Origin of the sequence: Parasaccharibacter apium (assembly GCF_002917995.1) — a bacterium.
Taxonomy (GTDB): Bacteria; Pseudomonadota; Alphaproteobacteria; order Acetobacterales; family Acetobacteraceae; genus Bombella; species Bombella apis.
This window is the reverse complement of the sequence record NZ_LMYH01000012.1, coordinates 1-17,542: the sequence shown is the minus strand read 5'-3', so window position 1 is coordinate 17,542 and position 17,542 is coordinate 1. Positions and strand designations below refer to the sequence as shown.

Here is a 17,542-nt window from a genome sequence, read left to right as displayed (position 1 = left end):
TGATTCGTATGGAAAGTCAAAAGATAGGATAAATTCTCAAAATTACCTTAACAACAAAAGAAAACAGATCCTGCACTTTTATTTCAAAATATCAATACCACAAAAACAAAATATTCCATTATTGTAGGATATTTCCAATACACATAAGCCCAAATTTTTATATAAGAATCATCACGTCAAAATAAATAGATATGCAAGTATTTACAAGTGTATATACCCTGGCCTTTTCCAGAAAGGCAAAGTAGGGAGACAGAGGACCGTCAACTTCCAAGTTAAAAATGCGAGAGAAGTATAAAAATTCCAAACCTCAGGATAGTTCCGAACGTCTGGTATCCGTATACTTCTCTCTACAGTCGTAACTTCCTCAAGTTCCTCGCTTCCAACAATAACTCTCTCGCCGCAAATTCACCTTGCTCGAGAGTTATTGCTCTCGGAAGAACGTCATGGCTGCTTACCACCTGATCTTTACATTGAAGTACTTTTTGAAACTTGCAAAAACCAAAGTGACAAGCTTGAGTTTTACATCCCCTTCCAACAGTGAAAGACTACAACTAGCTCCAAAATTTCAAGTCAATCAAGATTGGGAACATAAATCAAACATTGCAATCCTAGATAAAAAATCCGATTCTCCTGAGCATTTCTCAACGGATGAGAGATAATATCTTCTCCCGATATTTCAATACAGATAGAGAAGACGCCTTTTTTATCAGAATAGCCAGTTACAGGTAATGAAATTCTCTCCCCAGCAACAAGATCGATGCCTTTGTCTTTTGTAGGGAACTTACTAGCCAAACCTGCTGAAACACGAACTTTATGCTTCGTCCAAGGCGCAGCTATAAGATCAAGATACGCTGTAATCTTTGTTTGTGGCGGAAGGTTAGTTCTAAACTCGATAATTCCTTCTTTCCCTTTCATCCATGCGCCTAGATTTGGCTCACATGAATACCAACCATCAGCAAGCAAAAGACGAAGCGGCTGGTTGACGTAATCCTGGCAAAATCTCTGACCATGCGTATATCGTGCCGGCTCAAATTTCTTACCCATTTTTAACAATGGTGGCAAATAATCCACATCGGTAACAATAGATTTTTTGGGCAGGGCTGAGATGAGATCATTCGTCACATCGTCCCAGCTTCTTGGTGTAAAGGTAGTGGCTATAAGTTTAGAACGACGGGCCCGATATTGAGCATCTTCAATCATCTTTCTGATGACCTCAATACCCTCATGCAAATTGAGTGGATCAACGTAATCAACTAAATCACCACCTACTTCCGGTATGGAAGAACTTGAGGAGGCAACACACGGTTTACCAAAGAAAAGACTTTCACCAACAGGCAAGCCCCATCCCTCTGCAAAACTGGGGAATACCGTGAACTGACATTTATTATAGAGCATCTCCAATTCAACATCACCGATATCATGAAGAACATGAATTCTATCGCCTAGAAAGTCCGTATCTTCAAGCATGCTCTTGAGGTCATTTACACGCCAACCAAAACGCCCAACGAAAACAAGATCAGGAACCGAGACCCCTTGCTTAACAAGCTCCTTCCATACCCTATACAGATAAATATGATTCTTTCTAGCTTCAATGGTCGAAACCATTAATACAAATTCTCGTTCATTTAGAAAGGATAAGTCCCCTTCAAATTCTTTAGATCTTAAAGTCGGATTAGTCTCCCCATTCATCCTATGGGCCAAAGTAACCGGGATTACAGGAATTTCTTTAAGATTATGCTCCCTCATAAACCCTTTAACTTCATCTGCAACATACTGAGATATCGTAAAGACAAAATCAAAATTGAAAAAACCATCCGACAACGCATAAGAAAATTCAGCTACCAAATTAACATGACAATATTCAGGATAAGATATTGGAATTATATCATATATATAAACACCAATGGACACCCCACTTTTCTTAAGCAATGAATAACGTGCGGGGCTTGTTTGAGCAGCCCAAAAAGCTCCAAGAATGAGATAAACTTGACCTTTAACAACGGAAATAAGAGAGGCTTCTCTCTCAGCATCCTCAATTAAACGAACTAACTTTTCCTGTTCAACATTATCGGAGCGGATATATTCAAGAATCCGCGAAATATTCTCAAAAGAAATCTGCCAAAATCCAAAGCCGTTCTCACCTGCTCTTACAAAGGCAAAATTTTTCGAATTAGCTTTAGGAAGGTTGATGATGCCCTGCATTATACCAGCCTGGACACGCTGAATTCCTGATAAAGTTTTATGGATTTTTAAAAAAATAAGTATATCATCAATCTCGATCAGATATTTAGCCTTACTTTCCTTCGTTTCAAAAAAGCGTATGTCTCCACCCAAACGAACGAACAAATCAACATAATTCTTGAATGGTTTTATTTTTGCAGCTTCAAACGCATGAGAGCGAGCTTCCTCTTGTTTTCCAAGTCGATATTCGAGATGAGCTAAATGGGAAAATGTCTCATGGTCTCGATTGTCAAGACTCACTGCCTTTTCATAGGCCGCAATAGCTAATTCTGACCGCCCAAGCTCTTTCTGGGCATGAGCATATTGTACCCAAATTGCAGAATCACCTGGGTGTAATTCCAGATGCTTTTTATAGTTTACAACAGCCGACTCCCATTTCTTTTCCTTCATGTTGCGATCACCGACAGCACAGTAATTTGTGTTATCCTTAACACCTGAAGCGAACTTAAAAAATTTCATCATCCCCCCCCCGAATACAAAAACAACAAACCCTCAAATTAAGACTAAGAAATACTTGCCGAGCGCTCTTTTTCACGCCAATAGTTTAGAACACTTTGCAAGGTTTCTTCCCACAGAACCTTCGGCTGCCAATGCAATATCTTACATGCTAGTTCATTCGAGCCACGTGCATAGCGAACATCGACAGGCCGTAAAAGCTCTTTTTTAACACGTATCTCGATTTCGACCTTAGAAAAATTAACTAATTTTTCCAAAATGGAACGAATAGAGCGCGTTTGCCCTGAACAAATATTCAAGATTACTCCCGATGGAATATCTTGGGAACGATCAATACAGGCCTTGTAAGCTTCACAAACATCGCGGACATCAAGAAAATCACGCTCGGCGTCTAAATTACCAACCTCGACAACTGGCCTCTGCGTACCAACTTCGATTTTTGCAATCTGTCGAGCAAATGCCGCTACAACAAAATTTTCTACCTGCCCTGCCCCCGTATGATTGAAAGGACGAACACGAATGACCTTAAGCCCTTCTCGCACCATCGCTCCCAAACTCAGGTCAGCTGCCGCTTTAGTAACTGAGTAAGGATTATTAGGTATGAGAAGAGCGTTCTCATCTAAAGCCTCACCCGTAAGAAAACTATCCCCGTAAATTTCACTACTCGACGAAAAGACCAATGTTGCCTGTGGTGCATACGCCAAAAGAGCTTGGGCAACATTTAACGTACCTTGTAGATTAACATTCCACGCCTTGTTGCGATCCTGGCGCGCCTGAGCGATAGAAGTCACGCCAGCCAAGTGCACACAAGCATCCGGCTGCACACGCCGAACAACATCGCTAACTTCCAAAATGTTAGTAACGTCGAACCGCTCATCGAAGATCAAGTCTTTCGAAGGATGAGCCTTAAGGAGAGACGTCAAATGGCGCCCAACAAAACCGCTCGCGCCCGTAATGAGGATTCGACGTGACATATTACTTCCGCGTCAGTTTGTGCGCAGCCGCTGTATGACGCGCAATGTCGGCTTCAACCATTTCCGAGATCATATCTTCCAACGAAGTTGTCGGCTTCCAACCCAATTTATCTTCAGCCTTTTTCGGATTTCCGAGCAGCACATCAACTTCGGCCGGCCGCATAAATGCCTGGTCAACACGAACATACGGCTCATAATCAAGACCAACACACGAAAAGGCAATCCTGCACAAATCACGGATGCTGGTTGTCCGACCCGTCGCAACAACATAATCATCCGGTGTTTCCTGCTGCAGCATCAGCCACATAGCCTCTACATAATCGCGCGCATGCCCCCAATCGCGAGTTGCTTCCAAATTCCCCAAGGAAACATGGTCCGCCAACCCCAAGTGAATACGCGCCACAGCATCCGTCACTTTGCGGGTAACAAACTCAATCCCGCGTAGCGGGCTCTCGTGATTAAAAAGGATGCCTGACGACGCATGCATCCCAAAGCTTTCACGATAATTCACCGTCATCCAATGCGCATAGAGCTTGGCAACAGCGTAAGGAGAGCGTGGATAAAACGGCGTTTGCTCAGACTGATGAGCCTCTTGAATCTTCCCGAACATTTCCGATGAAGACGCTTGATAGAAACGAGCTCCCGGATTAACGATCCTGACAGCCTCAAGAAGATTACCGGCACCCAGACCCGTTACAGTCCCCGTTAAAAGAGGCTGCTGCCACGAAGCACCAACAAAGCTCTGCGCTGCGAGATTATAAACCTCATCTGGCTTTACATCCTGCATGATACGTATAAGGCTTGACAGGTCCGTCATATTCCCGTCGACAAATTCGACTTTATCTTCTATCCCAAGCCACTTTAAACGAGCACAAATCACGTCTGCAGATGCGGTCCGCCGTACAAGCCCCACAACGCGGTAACCCTTCTTCAACAAAAGGTCACTTAAATAAGCTCCATCTTGCCCCGTAATACCAGTGATAAGAGCTGTAGGCATACCAACTACTTCCTTTTTAAAGCACCCAGAAAGGGTCGAACCATAAATACAAACGATCGACAAGCCGAGAGAAAATACCCTACCACTCCATCAAAAATGCCTTACCATTTTCTCGGAAGACACAAGGCAGTCACTCCCAACCCGCAAGTCCCATTCCAGCAAGATACAACCCAAGCCCTTCTTAATAAACATGGCTGCATACATTAAAAACTTTGAGCCAATACGCACTTCTCAGGATAGACAGACCCCTCACCTTCCGAGATTCACACCCCACGCATTGCACAAAAGCCCCACTGAAATGGGCAAAACAACATGCTCACCGTCTCAGCTATTATGTCCTTACTTACCACAGCTCAAACCGTCCCGCCAGATAAAACCTCCTTCAAAAAAAATATTTTTTTAATCTTCGAGCTTCAGCTTAAACCTGTCCAGATCAGGGAGTCGTTAAGGATACCGTTACATATTATCACAAGCAATAGTTGAATATTTCACATAATTATTTATAATGTTACACTTAGGTGTAACAGAAGCATATGCTTCATCGCATTGATATGGTTGTCTATAATTCCACAACTAGAAATAAATTATTAATTAGTATAAGCAGGTTATATGACATATACAAAAATATGCGTCAAGTATTAAGATAGAGAAATGAATATATTAAGGCAGGTATCCTGCTACAAAACAAGAAAAAATGACTGATTTTCTAACCCAATCTTCCCACTAAAAGTGGCGCTTGAACCGTCCTTGATCTCCGTTTTAATTCGAGATCAACGGCTCACTTTGCCAACCACTGCCGTCAGCACACTCCAAAAGGCAAGTATCCTACATCAACTTTTTCAATATCAGATCAAATAAACAATCCCTTACCTGCGGGCAACCACAGAAGGCTAGAACAAACCATCCCTGCAGATTGCGGAAATAGCCTGCCATCTCGATGAACTTATCCCGCCAGAACGCTAATTTCCAATGGGTCTCAATATAAAGAACAATGTGCCGGAAGTATCGTACGAATCTATTACAATCTTCCATAAAAACATACGATCACGACATGAGCCAAACACTCACATATCTCTTCCAGAACTAAACCCAATTTAGTCAGATCGAACCAAGTAAAATTAGTTCAACTTACTCCAAAATTATCCCACCCTCTCCCTGCATAGCGACGCAGCCAGAACATCTCATTCTTAGCTTCCTAGCCCTTGAATTGTCACCCAATCAGTCAGAATTTTTTCACGATTCAGAGCTAAGGCGAATGCTCATTTTTCAGCTATTCAGCATCAATTACGTTACGACGACGCTACTACAGGAGATTCTTTATAAGCTGACCGACCACACCTCCTACGTTGGCCAAGATCGCCTCGTGGCATTACTAGAGAAGATTAAGAAAACGGGGCAGAGCTTACTGCCCAACTTGTCTTGAATAGATATCCCCATGATTATGTCTCCCCGCCGAAGATTCAATCCATGCCGTCCAGTACCACACCCAGGTCCGAACCCAACGCAGTTAGAAGCGACGAGGTCGACGTCGGTCAAAAGACACTTCCCCCCTCCCCCGTTAACGAACGGGCACCAACTCAGCATGGAGATTCTGATCACACGCCATGAGCTCTAAGAGTCCAAGTCGGGCTAGGGCATTTAAGCCATCCTGATATTATTAATAATCACTAGGGCTTAGGCCAACCTGCCCAAAAGTACATGCCGTCATCATCTTCAATAGCTAGGTAACACAGGATATTCTGATAGAATTAGAGCCGTTATCCGTAACGGACACGCGCAACTGCGGAGCACGGTCAACGATAAATTGGAAAATTTGAACTTACGTTCTCTACGTCGGAAGGAAACGAGTAGCACTATTCCAGTCAATATTCACCGTCCCCCATCTTGACGCATTGCCTTACTAGCATTTTCCGATGTCCTGATGAGAGCAACTAACTCTATCGGAACAATTAGTTCGGTAGAATAACAGATACACCAGCTTTTCAGCCTGGGCACAGCGTAGTGTTCTCCACCGCACCTCTCCGGACAGGCACTGCGCCAGTTCCGTCCCCTAGGGTGCAGGCTAGATTCTTTTTTCAATCCAAATTGCAAGCCTCTACAAATGAGAAGGCCATTGGCTCATCATGTCATCCCAGCCTTCTCAGCAATATTACATTGGCACCAACCCAATAATTCTCGTCAATGCACATATATGCTCTCATCCAACCACAACCTTCTGGGACAATCGAACCGTTGATCTCATTAATCAGGCAAGAATGAGGCTGAAGAGACTGTGATGCTATGATCACTAACCTATTGGATATATTCACCTCACAATAAGGATCTACCTCTAGAGGTACTGTCTCAGTTTGCTGCACGTAACGCCTGTAGGCAAAGAAGGATGTATTGCTAGCCGATAAATGGCCATGTTCCGAAGCCTCCCTCCTGATATTCCGCCCCATGCCGGCCAGCCAAATCATAAACCAACCGGGAGATCGGCAGGTTAGAGGCCATGTAAAGGAAAATGGAGCCTCATGATGTACCCTCCCAGCAAAATCAAGGCACATACACTACTATAAAGAATATAGCAGAAACTTGCCATCATTTCAGAAAAGCTGATTTCACTTTGGCTCGGCCTATTTTAATGGAACCGTCATACTTGCTCACCGAAAAGCAGTCAGGGTCGTAAAAAAGGTAAAGCAGAGAAAAATCAGAATCGCGCAGAGCTTTGGCCCCTCACATGGTGGCCCTAGATCAAAAGTCTACGTCACCTCTAATGGCACGAAAAAACTCTAACCTTCACCCGCCTCCTAACCAAGCCCGTAAGCTGCCATAACCCTGTGCTCTTTTTGATCAATTATCTAAGTTCCCAACCTATCTGCTTTGTGGCAGAGGATATACTCTGGATAAAATCAAAAAATGCCTCAACAGCGTCAACTCATTCCTGTCACCCCGCTAAAACGACGGCAACTTACTTTCTACCATCCACAATAATCATACAGAATGCCGACATCCAGAGGAAAATCTCTGAGCTAAGCTCAAAGAATAAAGAATAGGAGCACCCGGTAAGAGGTATTATCAATTCATTGCCGGATATCTTAATAGAATCTCCGCAAAATAAATATTTTACATCTTATCTTCTGAATCACTCCTCAATTCTCCCTAGAAATCTATCTTAGACATAGAAAATAGTAAAATATAGTTTTGCACTAAATAAGAACTTTTCTATAAAAATGAGATAAATTTTCCGCATAATGGTTTGGAGAAAATTTTTCTGCTTGTTCTTTTGATTTTTGCCTTAGAAGAAAGCATAACTCATCGTTACTATCCAAAAGTTCAATCCCCTCTTTAATATCATTAATGTCATAAGGGTCGACTAAAACCGCAACATCCCCTGCCACTTCTCTTAAAGGAGCCTCCCTAGAGGTCAATACTGGAGTTTCCAAAACCAAAGATTCTAACACAGGCAATCCAAAACCTTCGGCGATAGACGGAAAAATCAAAGCCCGTGCGTGCTTGATAAGTGAATAAAGAACGTCTCTCTCTACATATTGGATCTGTATAATACGGCCGTCCTCTATACCTTTACCTAAGAACCTAAGCTCATCTTCTTCCTTCCACGAATTTGAACCAACAATCACCAATTTCCTGCGCGTATTTGATAACAAGAAAGACTTTATTATGCGGCCTATATTTTTTTTAGGCTCTAACTGACCAAAAAACAAAAAATACTCGTCACTCTTCAGCGAAAAAAGTCGATGCAACTCGTTATTCGTAATCAAAGAATTATCATCAATACAATATGCATCAAGTAAATGGGATTGATATGTATTATAAACACGCCCCTCTGCAGCCGGGAACATATCAACAATAGCTTTCTTCGAAGCCTCTGAGACAGTGCAAATTCCATCAGATTGACGGACTATCTTCGTCAACAGGTCAAAATATAACTTCTTATCATCCAATGTTGTATGTGGCAACTGCAAGGGAACTATATCATGTATGGTATAGATATTTTTAGAACCTCGCACCTTCAGCGGCAAGGGGTACGTCCAATGCATGATATCAGGCGGATTGGGCATGGTTACAGTTAAAAAACGCCCTGTTGTTTTAAAAAAACCCTGGGCAGCTCTAAACAATGAAGGAACATTATAAACTTTGTCATATTCCGGAAGGCGCGTTGCATGCTCTTTCAAAACAACATGTCCACTAATAACTACTTCTTCTGCCTTATGACCATAAAAGTGATTAAATGTCTCTTTCCACCAAGAGGGCTTGGGAAATTTAGGCCGTCTTGGATAAAGATCGGTACCTAACGTATCAAAAAACAAGACTTCCCTTAAATCGGAAGAAAGATTTCTAGGTATTGGCAATCCATATAATAAACTTATATGATGCCCTAATAAACGCAAAGCCCTAGTCAAAGCTACTGAATATGTAGCGACCCCTGTCCCTTTCTGAAGAGCAAGATTAAACCCATCAACTCCAATGCGCAAATTAGGCCTCACCGAACGTCCCTTTCAAATTAGTTAGAGTGCTTCATACCGTTGGATAGCATCTTCGACCGATGAGCAATTTTGAATTTTGCCGTCATTCAGCAATACCGCCCTATTACAGGTCCTTCTTAAAAAGTCCATCTGATGTGATACGACAATCAAAGTTCTATCCGAACGCTTCCCAAACAACTCTTCCTCACAGCGTCTAGAAAAACGTGCATCCCCCACCATAATGACTTCATCTATTAAATAACAATCAAATTCTATTGCCAAAGAAAGGGCAAAAGCAAGCCGCGCTTGCATACCCGAAGAATATGTTTTTACAGGCTCATAAAATTGCCTACCCAATTGAGCAAAATCCTCGACGTAATCCAATGTCTTTTCGTAGGGAAGGTCATAAACGCGACATATAAAACGCAAGTTGTCATGCCCCGTAAGACTTCCCTGGAACGCCCCTGAAAACGCTAACGGCCACGAAATGGTCATCCTTCGCTCTATGATGCCCCCTGTAGGATGCTCGACTCCCCCTATCAATTTTATTAGTGTCGACTTCCCAGCTCCATTCCGCCCAAGAACAGCCAGCTTATCGCCTTTATAGACATCAAGGTCGGCCTCATCTAAAACAACACGCCTTTTACGGCCAACTTTAAAAGTCTTAGTTAGGCCAATACACTTTAGTCCTATCATACATGCCTCACGAAATATTAATGTGCGGCCTTACCCGCAAAGTCAAATACAATCCAATCATAAACAAAAGCGTACAACTAAAAAGAAGAAAGGGCACCGAATAGTGAGGAATAACTTTCATTCCAAAACAACCATACCTTATCATCTCAATACTATTTGCCAGCGGAGAATACTCCAACAACCAACGATAACGAGCAGGAATCCAATCGGTCATAACAAAGGCTCCCGACAATGGAAGCGAGAGATACGAAAAGACAGCCATCGCTTTTTCCAAAATATCAGAGCGCTCTGTTAATGCTGCTAAAATAATTGCAAAGCCAAATGAAAAAAATGTACAAAACCCCATACCTAAGTATACAAAAAACCAGCTCTCTGGAACCTCCATGTAATTCAAATACAAAGCACCAGCTACAACCAAGGCTCCAGCTAATATCGCCCCAGCTGCTTCTAAAATAATTCGAGCCAAAATAATATCTAATGGAGTAACCAACCTGTGAAACAATAAAGATGAATTAACCTCATAAGCCTTGATGGATCGGCTATAAGTATGACGCCACATAGTTAGGGGAACGTATCCTGAGATGACCATTGCCGTCATCTGCAACCCATGCTCATGAGAGGGACGAATAGCAGTCCATACAATTGCAACCCCAGCACAAAATAAAATAGGTTCACCTATTACCCATAAAAAACCAATATTTTCTCTACCATATCGAGTATGTATCTCCCTCATTAATAGAGCATAGATAACACGTAGTTGTATCATAAAAGCATGAGGCAAACTCGGCCTCGCATGCCTTGCAGCACTATATCTACTGATCTCCTCTATTGAAGAATCTTTACTGGAGCGCATGTTCACGTGCCCCCGCAACTAATAGTTTCCCGGTAGCATAGACCAACAATGCAGATACAAACGTTATAAAAAGAAAGGCCAAATTTTTAGGATACTCCGGATAGTCCGGCAAACTCGGCTGCGCCACAACTGTAACATATAGCATCTGCCTATCAGCTTGAGCTTTAGCCATTTCCAATGCGCTCGTCTCAGCTAAAATCTTTTTTTCAATTATACTCTTTTTAACCGTGAGCTCATCATATCCAAGCAACTTAGGCACTAAAGATCCTTGTCCTTCTCCCTTCCGCCCTGTTATGTGGGCTTGCATACCACTCATTTGAGCTTGAATCGACGCAATCCGCTGAGCATATACTTTTATCAGAGGGCTATTAGGAGCACTCAAAATAAGCTGTTTCTTTTCAGCTTCTAACATAGAAAGTCTTGTTTCCAGAGAAAGTGCCGTACCGACCATCGGAATAGCCTGCTTCATCGGATCAATGATCTCATTACTATACCGATAAATCGCCAATTGCATTTCTGTATCATGCAACTCCTTCAAGCTTGTATCAAGTTCCATTTGAGCAGCATGAAGAGTGTTATATCGCTGCCTATCATTTATCTCATTAACCAACCTTTCACCTGCGTCCAATAATGTTTGCGCAACACGTTGTGAATCGAGCGCCGAAAAAGTACGAACTCTTAAATGAGATATACCCGTTTCTTCGTCAATGCGCGCATCTATATGCCTCCTATAGTAGCTATAAAAACTCTCAAAATCCTTTCTCAGAAAAAAAGAAGGAAATTTAGCTAAAAAATCAGCCGAGGGGTCATTAAATAATGTATTGATACGTACTTTCTCAATCAACATTTTCAAAGCATCACGCGATATCATATAATCTTGTACGGCATAAGTGTCTTGGGATCCACCGTGGCTAGTTTCCAGCAGACTACTTAACCCACCCATAGCGGAGTTGTTAATTGATTTCCCACGAACAAGGAAATGTGTTTCAGAAATATACTGAGGACTTGCCAAACACAAAAGATAGACTGCTACAACGGTAGTTGGAAGCAAGACTATCAAAGAAAAATCCCATTGCTTCCTCAGCCATCTTGCCGCACCAACCATATTCCGTAGCAGTACATTCCCTAAATAGGTAATAGAAGACATCATGCCAGAGCTAACCGGTGTCCTATTTTTATCATCAAGAAAAGTATCTTTCTGAACATGCTTCAGATGTTCCGGTAGCGGTTCACTCAACTGTCTACTTCCTAAAACTATCTGCCAGGATAGGTTCAAACCCACTCCCTTCGGCCATGTGCGTTCATACCAACCTGAATATTTTTCAGTCAAGCACTTGCAACTTCGGAAAAGCAAAGGCTACCTCTTGAGAAAGCACAATACCGAAACATATCAGGCTTGCCTTACTCCTAAAAAATGGATAATGACAAGTCCGGCTAGCCCTTCAAGGTCATTACCATCAGGATCGCACCGTGCTTGATTCCCCCTCTTTAAAGAAAACTTCCTTTTGCAACGCTAGTACCTTCACCCGTGCAATGAGGGGGGCCACTGGGCTTGCTATCCTCCTTCTATCTGGCTGTAGCTGGGTTCCTCATTCCAGTCCTACGCAGAAACAGGTCCATAACTATACGAAATCATCGAAGAATACGAAAGCTCTCGATTACAAACTTCTAACCATGACACCAGAGATTGCAGATATTTTGTCATCTGAAATAACCCCCAAGATATCTACACTCGTCACTAGTAATCTCAGGCAATCCCGCAACGATCATATCGGCGCTGGCGATGTGCTAGGTATTACGATATTTGAGCTGGGAAATGGCCTCTTCTCATCTTCTGATAAAACAGCACCCACCAGTGATGGTGCGGCTGTAGGCGGAAGTGCACCTCATATCTCTTCTCAAAATCTTCCTCCTACTCAAGTCGAAGGTGACGGAACCATTATGGTTCCATATGTCGGAAGGATGAATGTTTTAGGGAAAACCCCTAGCCAGGTCGCTGCGGTAATTCAGGAACATCTAAAAGGAAAATCGCAAGATCCTCAAGTTATGGTCCGTATTCAGAATGACATTGGTAACACCGTTATTGTCTCAGGTGAAATCATTCATCCAGGCCGGGTTGTCCTTTCCCTTGCCGACGAACATCTTTCAGATGTGATCGCCATAGCTGGAGGAGCAAAGTACCCACCAACAGACTCACAAGTTGAACTGGTACGTAACGGCAAAATTGGGGCTACGGATCTGGCAACATTAGAAAACCACCCGGAAGAAGATATTCGAGCTGATCCTGGCGATCGGATCCATGTTATATACCAGCCTCGTACTTTCACTGCCTTTGGCGCAGTAGGACAGACACAGGCACGTAATGAGGTGCAGTTCGGAACAGCTAAGTTGACCCTTGCAGGAGCTCTGGCACGTATTGGTGGCCCTGCTGATAGTCGTGCTGATGGGAATGCCGTTTATCTTATCCGCTATGAAAATGAAATGGTCTGTAAGCGCCTTGGTGTTCCGATTAAGCCAGGAATGGATTCTGCTCCAGTTGTATATGAGATTGATATGCTGAATCCGACTCAATACTTCTTGGCACAAAGAATCCCAATGAAGGACCATGATTCTATCCTGATAGCTGACGCTGCGACAGATTCCATTTTCAAGATAAATATGATTGTTGGAGCGTTGTTCGGGCAAGCCGCATCCATGGCTGCCGTTGCTGCTCGCTAGTCCGTCTTATGATTAAGAGGAATCCTTTCAGGATATATCAGCAGGCAACCTTGATGTAATTCTCCCTCCTACCAACGACTTGGGGTTCTGTCTTAATATGTCAAAATCTTCTTCAAGATTGATTAGAGTTTCTGATCCAGCAAATTCTTTAACTCCCAATCATAAAGTTTCTGCCAAGGAACCCCCTGTTCGAATCTTCCAGAAAGATTGGATGGAATCCTTCACTCTAATCTCTTTCAGGAAATTTATTATATATTGCATAACCTTTGAGGGTATTTTGCTTTTCTCCATTTTTTATACACGCACACCATTGATAACATTTATTATCCCTCTTTTAATTGGAGTATTTTTGTGGCTTTTATTTGAGTATATTCTTCATAGATTTGCTTTCCATTTTGTTAGTAATAATAAAAAAATACAAAGACTGATTTATATCTTCCACGGAAATCATCATATTCAACCCAATCATCCCTTTCGAACGTTGATGCCGATAATTGTGACTTTACCAATTGGACTATTTATCTGGAGTATTAGTGTCTATAGTATAGGTTTTTCTTTAGGCACCTCTTTTTTCATGGGATTTTTCTCAGGGTACGCCATATACGATACCATACATTATGCTACGCATAATTTTAAAATGAGAAAATTCCCCTTATCTTTATGGAAAAAGCACCATTTACTTCATCACTACCGCACGGAAGAGCATAATTATTCAATAAGCTTACCTTTCCTTGATTCAATATTTAGAACAAAATATAAAAGATAGAGGGATTTTTATTTAAAATTTTTATATCTGATCTATTAAGATACAACTGATGCCATTTACAATAAATCCTTATGCTGAAAGATAACTTTTGAAGACTCTATATGTATTTCCCTTGCGTGAAACTATATCTTAGAATTATAAATTAGAATAAATTTGTTTCCCTGATGAAGCTTCCCCTTCATCTATGCCCCTCAATATGCCTCAATTCTTACATATGGATGCGAAGAGAACCATTTCCATTAACACTCCAAAAATAAAGAGCCAACGATAACGCTCTCTCAATGATTTGAACCATTCCCTCACGCCCCACGTCACTCTCTAACCTGTCAACAATCCAGTTCAAAACAGACAGAGTATCTCGTCGCTGAACTAACTAGCCCTGGCGGCTCACATGGATAGTTCGTCAAAAAACGGCCTCACGGCTTTATTTCCATCCTCTTTAGGTGTTTCTGAATCTAGAACAGGAAACGATATCTGTTGGCTGCCTTGATAGAAATCAGCCTATCAAAATCCTTGACAACAATACGGACAATCGTTCCGCCCTATCTGGCGGGATGACATACTCATCGTGATGCGAAGTGTATTCCTGCTGAGTTATAATCACACCGACAGTTCCAGATTTTTTCATAGCGTAAGCTCCAGTTCTTCAGTAAGAACCTCCCCAATCTGCTTAGCGTCATCATGGCTGGAAACGATTTCGAAAGTTGCCTGCACGATCCCACGGTCTGATCCCCGACCATTATTGGCCTCGGCGTTGGTAAAGTCAGATGCCGCTACTTTCATTCTCTCGCTCTGTGATTCTCTTTCCATACTGCTAGTGTACACATCGCAAGCGATTCTTAAATTTCATGAAAATTTATGGGAGGGGAATCGCAATCCCACCTCCCTCCTTTGGGACAATGGGCGGTAGCAATCTATTGAAGCAGCTACTTCTAAGGAATAATTTTTGGGCCTCGCCGGGGGCCAGAAAATAAATGCCATCTTATCTCTGGGGCGACACTGCGATTTTCAGAAGGAACCGTGGCGGAGGGGATGCCTTCCGAAGATAGTCAACAACTCATTGAATAAATTGGAAATATTATTCCTCTGAAAATTTAATCCCACATAAAATCCTCACGTAGATTGCTTGGAAAGGCGCAAAACGCTTTGTTCGCTTATGCGTCAGCTCAGTTTTATCTACAATGATGCCTGCTTTCATCGAGAGGCGACCATTGGATAGGAAGTATGAAATAACTTGCTCACTATAATGGTGTATATTTCAGAAAAGAGTTCTCTTGCTCTGAAGCTCTAACAGCGGCAAAAAATTCAGGGTATCTTCCAATATAGTCCTCCATATCCGTCCATCTATTTTCGAGTTTAGCATCTATCTGGTTTAGAGATTCTAGAGCATCTGAAAATACCCTAATAACAAGAGTGGGCAAAAGTGCGTTGAGATGATTATCTTGGGTGTAAAAACGCTTTCTCCCTCCTGCGACCAGAAGACGTCCAGTGCTTTTATTATAGTCCGGCATAAGAATAAAGCGTCTATTTACTTTTTCATCATTCGTATGTTCGTATACGCCAGAGTAATGATTGATGGTTCCATTGTGAACACTTTCATTTCTTAAGGAATCAATTATATTGAATGGAATGCTGCGTTCGCATAGAGGTGTTCCTTTTGCTAAACGAATAGACTTCCAATCACCAAACAGAACGCTACCTGCTTTAGACTTCCATGAAACCATTCCTGGAGTAATTCCTGATAGATCAGAGATATATTTTGTTGTAAAATCAAGAAAGCTGATAATTTTTTCTATTGAAAAACTAAATCCCGACCAAATTCTCATGGTGTCAGGCGAGATGCTGTGACGATAGTCTTCTCCCATCTTGAACTTTTGTTGTTCAAGAGTTACATTTTTATACAGGTTTGGCTTAGAAAGCGTTGCATAAGCATCGCCAATGGCGACAACAAAATGATTGATCATATTAAGTGCAACGTTGTAATAGTTCTTTATAGAATAATAATATAAAATTTTCTTATCGTCGATGTTTTCTAAATTATTGGTATACAACCTAAATTCTTCTGAACTAAAAATGGCTTCCGTATCTAATCCTGCATGGACAATATTAAAATCAGATCGCTCAAGAACCTTCCAAAAATGATCTGCAGAATCAAACAATATCTGCAAACACTTCATGTTTAGATTATCGAATGCATCCCTGATACTATTTACGATTGTTCCAATTTCCTCATTTTCCCAAATTCCGCTTGGTGATAAAGCGAAGTGGAACTCGTCTGGTTTTTTATCTAATCTTTTTCCGTAAAGTGTAGAGTACATTTTATTCCCCGGATTTATTTATGATCTCATTAATGAATGCACGATATAATCAATATTTCTCCAAGCTCTGGGCATGCTGAAGTAATTGATCGTTCAAAAGCACCTGACCAACCCCAAAATGAGCCTCCCGATGGCAATTCGGACATAATGCAGCAACCGATGCGGGATGATCCGGACCTCCATCACTCAGCTTATGAATATGGTGAGCTTCGAGGCAGGGCTGTCCTGTAGCAGTCAAGAACGGGGCTGCACTGCGACAGTTTTCACAAGATCCCCTCGCACGAGCCAGAACGTAATCTCGCACTGCTTTGCTGCGAGCCCTCACATTTGCCAACGCAACACGTGGGCTCGCCGCAGTGGGGGCAAGAGCCGCTTGGAATGCTCGTTTTCTCAGTTCTGCTAACGGGAGATCAGTCGGAGCTTTCGTTGCAAGATCTTCAGCCTCTATGGAAAGCTGGCTCTGAGGCACCAACGTAAAGACAATTGCCTGCCGCGGCTGGCCGTTCATATCGGGCTGCTGCTCGATTTCCCAACCGCCACAGACATAGAGCCCTTCAAACCGGACCGGGCCGCCTTTCTTGGTCTGCTGAAACAACAAGAGGTCTTTGCCATTCTGCACATGGTCACGGATGGCTCGGTTTCCCGAGATCATCCGCATATCGCCAAGCTGGCCTTGCCCCGTATAGCGGAAGCTCCCATCTGCTTCGAAAGCATCTTGGTGGCCAACATGGCCCGCGCCGTGCCCGGTAAAAATGAAGATCCCAGGCGTGTCAGCCGGCGTTGAAATGCCGCCCTGTTGCTGACCACCAAAACGCGCATGAATATCATTGCGACGATGATAGAATCGATGAAGTTCAAACGGCCAAAGCATATCCTAATTGGTTACATAAGATTGCAAGAGGCACAATACTGTTCCTCATAGGGCAAGACTGGCGGCTTGAGCCTTTTCTTGCGCTTTCTGTTTCCCGTCCTGCATGTCAGCTCCGCGTTCCTTAAGCGCGCGCGTCGCTATTCCTGCACGCTCCTGGAGTCCGACCTGCATTTTCGAGCGGTCATC

11 protein-coding genes are annotated in these 17,542 nt (G+C 42.6%); 2 read left to right on the top strand and 9 right to left on the bottom strand.

The window, feature by feature from the left end:
* Positions 1–570 precede the first annotated feature (570 nt).
* The 7 genes from ASO19_RS04775 to ASO19_RS04745 all read right to left on the bottom strand — a co-directional run bounded on the left by ASO19_RS04775 (position 571) and on the right by ASO19_RS04745 (position 11,920).
* Positions 571–2,703: a glycosyltransferase gene (locus ASO19_RS04775; protein ID WP_081563125.1), complete on the bottom strand. Its 2,133-nt coding sequence runs from the start codon at positions 2,701–2,703 to the stop codon at positions 571–573.
* 41 nt (positions 2,704–2,744) lie between these two features.
* Positions 2,745–3,671, bottom strand: coding sequence for an NAD-dependent epimerase/dehydratase family protein (locus ASO19_RS04770; protein ID WP_081563124.1), 927 nt, complete (start codon positions 3,669–3,671; stop codon positions 2,745–2,747).
* Position 3,672: 1 nt separating this feature from the next.
* Complete coding sequence (gmd, locus tag ASO19_RS04765) at positions 3,673–4,668, bottom strand: GDP-mannose 4,6-dehydratase (protein WP_103765522.1); 996 nt, start codon at positions 4,666–4,668, stop codon at positions 3,673–3,675.
* 3,188 nt (positions 4,669–7,856) lie between these two features.
* Positions 7,857–9,143 (bottom strand): glycosyltransferase family 4 protein, encoded by a 1,287-nt coding sequence (locus tag ASO19_RS04760; RefSeq protein WP_248630459.1) that lies wholly within the window; start codon positions 9,141–9,143, stop codon positions 7,857–7,859.
* 33 nt (positions 9,144–9,176) lie between these two features.
* Complete coding sequence (locus ASO19_RS04755) at positions 9,177–9,830, bottom strand: ABC transporter ATP-binding protein (protein ID WP_081563120.1); 654 nt, start codon at positions 9,828–9,830, stop codon at positions 9,177–9,179.
* A 7-nt stretch (positions 9,831–9,837) separates the two neighbouring features.
* A complete protein-coding gene (locus ASO19_RS04750; protein WP_081563119.1) occupies positions 9,838–10,683 on the bottom strand; it encodes an ABC transporter permease in 846 nt (281 codons plus the stop codon).
* The gene (locus ASO19_RS04745) at positions 10,670–11,920 is read right to left on the bottom strand and encodes a capsule biosynthesis protein (RefSeq protein ID WP_146046917.1); all 1,251 of its coding nucleotides are present in this window, start codon (positions 11,918–11,920) and stop codon (positions 10,670–10,672) included. Before ASO19_RS04745 ends, ASO19_RS04750 begins: the two co-directional genes overlap by 14 nt.
* Before the next feature lie 437 nt (positions 11,921–12,357).
* On the opposite strand from ASO19_RS04745, the gene ASO19_RS04740 reads away from it, so the two are divergent.
* Both ASO19_RS04740 and ASO19_RS09270 read left to right on the top strand, forming a co-directional pair.
* Positions 12,358–13,401, top strand: coding sequence for a polysaccharide biosynthesis/export family protein (locus ASO19_RS04740; protein WP_232317229.1), 1,044 nt, complete (start codon positions 12,358–12,360; stop codon positions 13,399–13,401).
* A gap of 97 nt (positions 13,402–13,498) precedes the next feature.
* Positions 13,499–14,167: a sterol desaturase family protein gene (locus ASO19_RS09270; RefSeq protein ID WP_103765520.1), complete on the top strand. Its 669-nt coding sequence runs from the start codon at positions 13,499–13,501 to the stop codon at positions 14,165–14,167.
* 1,241 nt (positions 14,168–15,408) lie between these two features.
* Here the strand turns inward: ASO19_RS09270 and ASO19_RS09065 are convergent.
* Both ASO19_RS09065 and ASO19_RS04730 read right to left on the bottom strand, forming a co-directional pair.
* A complete protein-coding gene (locus ASO19_RS09065; RefSeq protein ID WP_146046916.1) occupies positions 15,409–16,485 on the bottom strand; it encodes a hypothetical protein in 1,077 nt (358 codons plus the stop codon).
* Positions 16,486–16,534: 49 nt separating this feature from the next.
* Positions 16,535–17,356, bottom strand: coding sequence for an HNH endonuclease (locus ASO19_RS04730; protein WP_103765519.1), 822 nt, complete (start codon positions 17,354–17,356; stop codon positions 16,535–16,537).
* Between the last annotated feature and the right edge of the window lie 186 nt (positions 17,357–17,542).

What these genes read in the sequence shown, in the direction of transcription:
- ASO19_RS04755 (WP_081563120.1), bottom strand. Translation starts at nt 9,830, where the DNA reads ATGATAGGACTAAAGTGTATTGGCCTAACTAAGACTTTTAAAGTTGGC.
- gmd (WP_103765522.1), bottom strand. Translation starts at nt 4,668, where the DNA reads ATGCCTACAGCTCTTATCACTGGTATTACGGGGCAAGATGGAGCTTAT.
- ASO19_RS04775 (WP_081563125.1), bottom strand. Translation starts at nt 2,703, where the DNA reads ATGATGAAATTTTTTAAGTTCGCTTCAGGTGTTAAGGATAACACAAAT.
- ASO19_RS04770 (WP_081563124.1), bottom strand. Translation starts at nt 3,671, where the DNA reads ATGTCACGTCGAATCCTCATTACGGGCGCGAGCGGTTTTGTTGGGCGC.
- ASO19_RS09270 (WP_103765520.1), top strand. Translation starts at nt 13,499, where the DNA reads ATGTCAAAATCTTCTTCAAGATTGATTAGAGTTTCTGATCCAGCAAAT.
- ASO19_RS04740 (WP_232317229.1), top strand. Translation starts at nt 12,358, where the DNA reads ATGACACCAGAGATTGCAGATATTTTGTCATCTGAAATAACCCCCAAG.
- ASO19_RS04750 (WP_081563119.1), bottom strand. Translation starts at nt 10,683, where the DNA reads ATGCGCTCCAGTAAAGATTCTTCAATAGAGGAGATCAGTAGATATAGT.
- ASO19_RS04730 (WP_103765519.1), bottom strand. Translation starts at nt 17,356, where the DNA reads ATGCTTTGGCCGTTTGAACTTCATCGATTCTATCATCGTCGCAATGAT.
- ASO19_RS09065 (WP_146046916.1), bottom strand. Translation starts at nt 16,485, where the DNA reads ATGTACTCTACACTTTACGGAAAAAGATTAGATAAAAAACCAGACGAG.